The organism is Plectonema cf. radiosum LEGE 06105 (assembly GCF_015207665.1).
Classification (GTDB): Bacteria; Cyanobacteriota; Cyanobacteriia; order Cyanobacteriales; family Nostocaceae; genus Rivularia; species Rivularia radiosa_A.
The window spans coordinates 1-6901 of record NZ_JADEWL010000226.1 but is presented as its reverse complement, the minus strand read 5'-3'; the positions used below and the strand labels follow the sequence as shown (position 1 = coordinate 6901).

The 6901-nt window shown below is 38.2% G+C and carries 5 protein-coding genes; 2 read left to right on the top strand and 3 right to left on the bottom strand.

The genetic code is table 11. From position 1 onward, the window contains the following. Positions 1-19: 19 nt before the first annotated feature. Both IQ247_RS30750 and IQ247_RS30745 read right to left on the bottom strand, forming a co-directional pair. Positions 20-2092: a thioredoxin domain-containing protein gene (locus IQ247_RS30750; protein WP_193925838.1), complete on the bottom strand. Its 2073-nt coding sequence runs from the start codon at positions 2090-2092 to the stop codon at positions 20-22. A 504-nt stretch (positions 2093-2596) separates the two neighbouring features. Continuing rightward, positions 2597-2758: a QAALIT motif small membrane protein gene (locus IQ247_RS30745; RefSeq protein WP_193925836.1), complete on the bottom strand. Its 162-nt coding sequence runs from the start codon at positions 2756-2758 to the stop codon at positions 2597-2599. Between the two features lie 262 nt (positions 2759-3020). Here IQ247_RS30745 and clpP point away from each other — a divergent pair, with 262 nt between their 5' ends. After that, a complete protein-coding gene (clpP, locus tag IQ247_RS30740; RefSeq protein ID WP_193925834.1) occupies positions 3021-3626 on the top strand; it encodes an ATP-dependent Clp endopeptidase proteolytic subunit ClpP in 606 nt (201 codons plus the stop codon). Between the two features lie 440 nt (positions 3627-4066). Here clpP and IQ247_RS30735 read toward each other — a convergent pair whose 3' ends face one another. Then, a complete protein-coding gene (locus IQ247_RS30735) occupies positions 4067-5185 on the bottom strand; it encodes a CobW family GTP-binding protein (protein ID WP_193925832.1) in 1119 nt (372 codons plus the stop codon). 167 nt (positions 5186-5352) lie between these two features. On the opposite strand from IQ247_RS30735, the gene cysS reads away from it, so the two are divergent. Next, on the top strand, positions 5353-6819 hold the full coding sequence (cysS, locus tag IQ247_RS30730; protein ID WP_193925830.1) for a cysteine--tRNA ligase: 1467 nt from the start codon (positions 5353-5355) through the stop codon (positions 6817-6819). Positions 6820-6901 lie beyond the last annotated feature (82 nt).

The window sequence follows — 6901 nt, the reverse complement described above, 5'->3', positions numbered from 1 at the left end:
CCCCGAACCCCATCCCGAACTACTCTCCTCTCTTATAACTAGAAACTACTTGCTGCAATAATTGTTCTTCATTTTGTGCGGGTGCGAGACATTTTAATCCTTGACAAACTAAGCCGATGCTATTTTGTGGTAAATCGGATACTTCTACAAATGCAGCAACGGGTAAAAATTGAGATATTAGGGAGTTGATCCGCTCTTTGACGGTACGAATTAAGGTACAGTTTCTATACCAATCTAAAGCTACAAACAAAGTGGGACAAGCTTGAGGTGTGCTGTTCATTACCTTGCGAAAAGCAATTAAACCTTGTTCTGCTAAATTCAAATATTGAAGATTATCTGTAACTAAAGTTAGTCGTACTAAATTAGATAAGGCGATTCCGTTAGCAGCAGGTGTGGCATTATCTATGTAGCTGCGTTCTCGAATAATCAATTCTTGACTGGCATCATTTGCGGTATTAAAGTAACCATATAGTTCGATGCTCCAGAGATATTCGTTAAATTCATCTTGGAGAGAAATCGCTTTTTCTAACCAGAAGGAAGATTGGTTTTGGGTTTTTAAAGAAGCTTGATGTAAATCTAGCAAAGCTTTGATAAATAAAGCATAATCCTCGGATTGAGCCAAAATGCTTGGTTTACCTTGGTAATTGAGCCGATGAAATCTTCCGTCAACAAATTGATTATCTAAGATAAATTTGGTTGCTTGAGTTGCCAATTCTAGGTATTGTGGTTCTGAGAACACTGCATAAGCTCTCGCTAAACCGGAAATCATTAAGCTATTCCAAGCGACAATCATCTTAGTATCTGTAACTGCTGGAATACGACCTTGCCAATTATCGGATTTTGCTTGTTCGTTATTGCTTGCGGGAGGAAAAGTTTCTAATTCCCTACTGTTGTTACCATAACGAGCAACAAATAATTTTTCTAAGATAGCTTCAACATTGGAGCTTAATTGCTCCGAGTTAAGTCTTTGTAAAACATTTTGACCTTCAAAATTACCGTTTGGTGTAACTGTAAAATTTTGTTCTAGTTGGGTTAATTCTTCTGAAGTGAGCAACTGTTCTAATTCACTGTAACTCCAAACGTAAAATGCTCCTTCTTCTGGTTCCAAATCTTCCTGTGTAATAAAACTATCTGCATCTTGAGCAGCATAGAAATAACCTTCGGGTGCCGTCATTTCTCGTTGCAGCCATTGTACAGTTTTGGCGATCGCCCTTTTAAAACTTGGTTCTTCGACACCTCCACTCCACAAGTTAGCCAGATATTCGACTATCTGACCGTTATCATAGAGCATCTTCTCGAAATGTGGTACAGTCCAAGTTGGATCAACTGTATAACGATGAAAACCACCAGCAACATGGTCAAAAATTCCGCCGAGGGCTAAGTCTAATCCCCGTTGAGTACAAATTTGTTTGCTATCATATCTCGATGTAAAATCAAATCTGTTTCCTTGTAATGCCATCTGTGCATAGGGGATCATGGGAAAACTATTACCCTGCTGATTGGGAGTGATGATTCCGGTAAAAGTTTCCCAAGCTTTTTGTAATAGTTGATTATCTTGTGTTTCTGCTACAGTTTCGGTTTGCAATACCGCAGAGGTGAGCAGCGATTCTAAAATAACTGCTTTACGTTGTTGTAAATCTTGTTTTTCGGTATCGTAATAATGGCGAATTGCTTGTAATACTTGTAAAAATCCGGGACGACCATAACGTTCTTCTACAGGGAAATAAGTACCCGCGTAGAATGGTACTAAGTCATCAGGAGAAAGAAAAACATTTAAAGGCCAACCACCTTGACCGCTCATCATTTGTAAAGCTTGCATATAAATGCTATCAATATCTGGTCTTTCTTCGCGATCAACTTTAATCGGCAGAAAATTAGCATTCATATACTCAGCTATTTGGAAATCGGAAAAAGCTTCTCCCTCCATTACGGTACACCAGTGACAGCTTGAATAACCAATAGAAAGAAATATTGGTTTATTTTGCGACTTAGCTGTAGATATTGCTTCATCACACCAACTCCACCAATCAATCGGGTTTTCCGCGTGTTTGCGGAGGTAAAGACTTTGAGCAAAAGCAAGACGATTAGTCATGAGTCTAAAAATATGAAGAGCCTTTTAAGCTCAGTTTATCGTTTAATTCATCTGTGAAACCTGCTGGTAAATTATGAAAATTAATCGCACAATCAATATTTTCCTGGGGTGATTCGTCGGGTTTTTACAATCATTCTCTTGTCATATCAAATTTTATGGATAACCGGAACCTGTGTAGAGACGTTACACTGTAACGTCTCAAAATTTAAATTCATACCCGGAGGAAGCAACGCCTTATTTCCTACCCCCTACTCCCGAACGAACTACTCCCTTTATTACAACTGTTTAACCGGAGATATTTAGCCGAAAAACCCGACTTCTAAGGGATAACTACACAATCAATATCGGTGAGGCTTGATAATGATTGGAAAACGTAAAAAGCCTAATTTACAAACTTTTACTTCTGATTATGAATATTTAATTACGTCAAACACTAATAGTTACTATCTGATAATCAAATACCTTTGTTGTGATCGTCAGCTTTCAATACAAATCACTTGCAATTTACTTGATAGCACGAACAAGTATACTGGCAGTTGGTTTGGATTGTATGTCTAAGGGAGGTTTCGCTTCTGAAGTAATCGCTCCATCGGTATTTGAGGTTAAACCGAAGATTAAATTGAGTAATAAAGTTATGATTGTGGCTTGTAGTAATCTTTTTAACATGACTATTTCCTATTCCAGTAGATAAATGGCATTTTGACTTCAAGTTATTAATTAATATCTCTCTCGTATTATTGTTTTACCTGTAATGATGATTTGATCCGGATAGCCTATGGTACTAATATGTAATTTGTGACTTGTGCTACTTTTTTAGTGGATATAACCACTTAATTAGAGAATCAATATTTTTTCTCTTGTGCTATTGATAGCAACAATTAGCTTAGTAATCGATAAAATGTATGTAAATTAACTAGAACTAAGCTGCATGATTCCTATCGTTATTGAACAATCTGGTCGCGGCGAACGCGCCTTTGATATCTACTCACGGTTACTACGCGACCGTATCATCTTCTTAGGACAACCCATTGACAGCAATGTAGCTAATTTAATTGTTGCTCAGTTGTTGCTCTTGGATGCTGAAGATGCGGAGAAAGACATATATATGTATATCAATTCTCCTGGTGGTTCAGTAACTGCGGGTATGGGTATTTTTGATACCATGAAACATATCCGTCCCGATATTTCTACTATCTGCACCGGATTAGCAGCTAGTATGGGCGCTTTCTTGCTTACTGCTGGTACTAAAGGTAAGCGGATGAGTTTACCTCATTCTCGAATTATGATTCACCAACCTTTAGGTGGCGCACAAGGACAAGCAACCGATATCGAAATTCAAGCCCGCGAAATTCTCTACCACAAGCAGAAGCTAAATGAATATTTAGCCGAACACACCGGTCAACCCATTGAACGCATTAGTGAAGATACCGAAAGAGACTTCTTCATGTCGCCTCATGAAGCCCAAGAGTATGGGTTAATTGACCAAGTTATAGACCGTCACTCTGCCGGTAGCCGTCCGATGGCTGTTGTCTAGTCAATATTTAATTATCAATAGCTAATATTGGCTACTGATTATTAAATATCAACTTGTAAAGACTCCAATCAATGAGTCACTAATTACGTAGTGGAATTCCTTTTATTCAGAGGAATTCCATTTTTACTTATTGAATAAGCAGAAAAGAAAATTTATAATCATTAATTTTTTATTTAATTCCCTTGATTTTGCTTATTGTCAAGTATTACAGGTAATATTTATTTATCAGTTTTACTTATTATATCAGAAGAATCTAGCAGTTCTATAGCTTATGTAACTTTTTCCCAAAGTTATCAGTTATCAGTTATCAGTTATCAGTTATCAGTTATCGGTTACCGCAATAATTCGCAACTTGGGTGATTAGGAAAATACAGGGCTAGATTTGATTAATTGCCAAAACCTTGTAGAGACGTGATATATCACGTCTCTACAGGATTTTGTTATTTCCCAAATCCTTGACCTTTGTTAGCCGAAGGAATACACACACAGTTTTCTATCTGTTTTAATAACTCTTCTTTGTGCAAATTTTGACCAATTAACACCAATTGATTTTTCTTTTCACCTTTCCACTCATCATCATCAAGAGTAAAGCGTTTACCGCAAAGGTGGAAAATATGTCTTTTGGGACTTTCATCAAACCATAATATTCCCTTAGCACGGAAAATATTTTCGGGTAACTGGTTATCTAGAAAATACTGAAATTTACGGATAGAAAGCGGCTTGTCGCTCTCAAATGAGACTGAGGTAAAACCATCATTTTCTAAATGGTGGGAATGATCATCGTGGTGGTGGTCATGATGGTTATGATGGTCGTGTTCGTCGTGGTCATGACCGCATTCTGAGTTGTGTTCGTGATGTTCGTGATGGTCATGATGTTCGTGTTTATGTTCAACAGCTGCGTCAAAATACTTATCTGTCTCGAATAAACCGACGCTGAGAATTAAAGGTAAAGGTACTTGGGATTTTGTGGTGCGGAGAATTCTGGCTCCTTCTTTGATGTCCCGAATTTTGACTTCTAAAGCATCCAAATCGGCTTCATTGACCAAATCGGTTTTGTTCAGAACAATTACATCACCGTAGGCGATTTGGCTAAAAGCAGCATCGGAGTTGAATAAATCTAAACTGTAATTTGCTGCGTCTACTAAAGTGACGATGGAATCCAACCGAGTCAAATCTCGTAATTCGGTTCCCAAAAAAGTCAATGCGACAGGTAAGGGGTCTGCTAAGCCGGTTGTTTCTACGACTAGATAATCTATATTATCTTGGCGTTCCATGACTTTGTAAACGGCATCTACCAAATCGCTGTTGATGGTGCAGCAAATACAGCCGTTATTTAATTCCACCATGTTCTCGTCGGTGGAGACTACCAGCTCATTATCGATGCCAATTTCGCCAAATTCATTGACTAAAACGGCGGTTTTCAAACCCTGCTGATTACTCAAGATATGATTGAGTAAAGTCGTTTTACCGCTACCGAGAAACCCAGTAATAATTGTGACTGGTAATCCCTGTTTCGGTGCTTCCATTGGTTGATCTGATGAAGTTATTGATGATTGCATGGTCATAACGTTAAATCAAATAGAAAAGAAGTAAAAATAATAATGTAGCTTAGGTGATAACGCAAAACTGCTTTAACCTAATTATTGCGTAACTCACATTTGGGAAATTGAAACCATTTATAATCTAATCCAAAATCTCCAATCTAAAATCTCAAATTTTTTTAGTTATGACCCTAACAGTTTACAATAGCTTGACTCGTCGCTTAGAAGCCTTTACAACTTTAGAACCGCAAAAAGTTAAGATGTATTATTGCGGCGTGACGGTTTATGATTACTGCCATTTGGGTCATGCTAGAGCTTGTATTGTCTGGGATGTAGTACGACGCTATTTAGAATTTAGCGGTTATCAAGTACGTTACGTCCAGAATTTCACCGATGTTGATGATAAAATTTTGAACCGAGCCAGAGTAGAACACTCATCCATGGAAGCTGTAGCCGAACGTTATATCCAGGCTTATTTTGAGGATATGGCTCGCTTAAATGTCAAAGAAGCCGATGAATATCCTCGTGCTACTCAAACGATGGATGGAATTAAGCGGTTAATTCACGAGTTGGAAAATAAAAGTTACGCTTACCCATCGAATGGTGATGTTTATTACGCAGTACAGAAATTTGATCAATACGGCAAGCTTTCGGGGCGTAAATTAGAAGATATGCAAGCCGGTGCAAGTGAAAGGGTAAATGTAGAAGATCCAGAATATCAGAAAAAAAGATATCCCTTTGATTTTGCATTATGGAAAGCAGCAAAACCCGAAGAACCTTCCTGGGATTCACCTTGGGGAAAAGGTCGTCCAGGATGGCATATTGAATGCTCGGCAATGGTAAGGGAACGTCTGGGAGAGACTATTGATATTCATGCAGGGGGAGCCGATTTAATTTTTCCCCACCACGAAAACGAAATCGCTCAATCGGAAGCTGTCACTGGTAAACCTTTAGCTAATTACTGGCTGCACAACGGCATGGTAAAAGTAGAAGGTGAAAAAATGTCTAAGTCTCTAGGTAACTTTATCACCATTCGGGAATTACTCGATCAAGGGGTTGACCCAATGGCGGTAAGATTATTTGTACTTATGGCACAGTACCGCAAACCCATCGACTTTACCTCGGAAGCTATAGAAGCAGCTACGAATGGTTGGAATACTATACAGGAAGGGTTGGTTTTTGGGAATAAATATGGTGAAAAATTAAATTGGGACAATGAAAATAGGGCATTGGCAATTGCTCAAAATCCAATCCAAAATTCTTACATCTTTCGTTTTCGAGAAGCTGTAAATAATGACTTTAATTTTTCTAGCGGTTTAACGGTATTATTTGAACTGGCTAAAGAACTTGGTAAGGAAGGCAATATATTAGTACATCAAGGTAAAACCGAAACTGCATCCGAAGAATTACAGAAGATGTGGCACACTTTAGTTACATTGGCTGATGTACTCGGATTAGAAGCTCAAATCGAATCGCAAACGTTAACTAATGACGGTTTAAACGAGGAGAAAATAAAAGAAAAAATTCAACAAAGACAAGAAGCTAGAATTGCCAAGAACTTTGCCGAATCCGACCGCATCCGCGACGAATTACAAGCCCAAGGTATTACCTTAATTGATAGTCGTGAAGGTACGAAATGGCATAGGAGTTAGAATTTTGGATTTTGGATTTTGGATTTTGGATTGAAGATGAGGAGTTATGAGTTAGGAGTTAGGAGTTATCTCCCCATCTCCC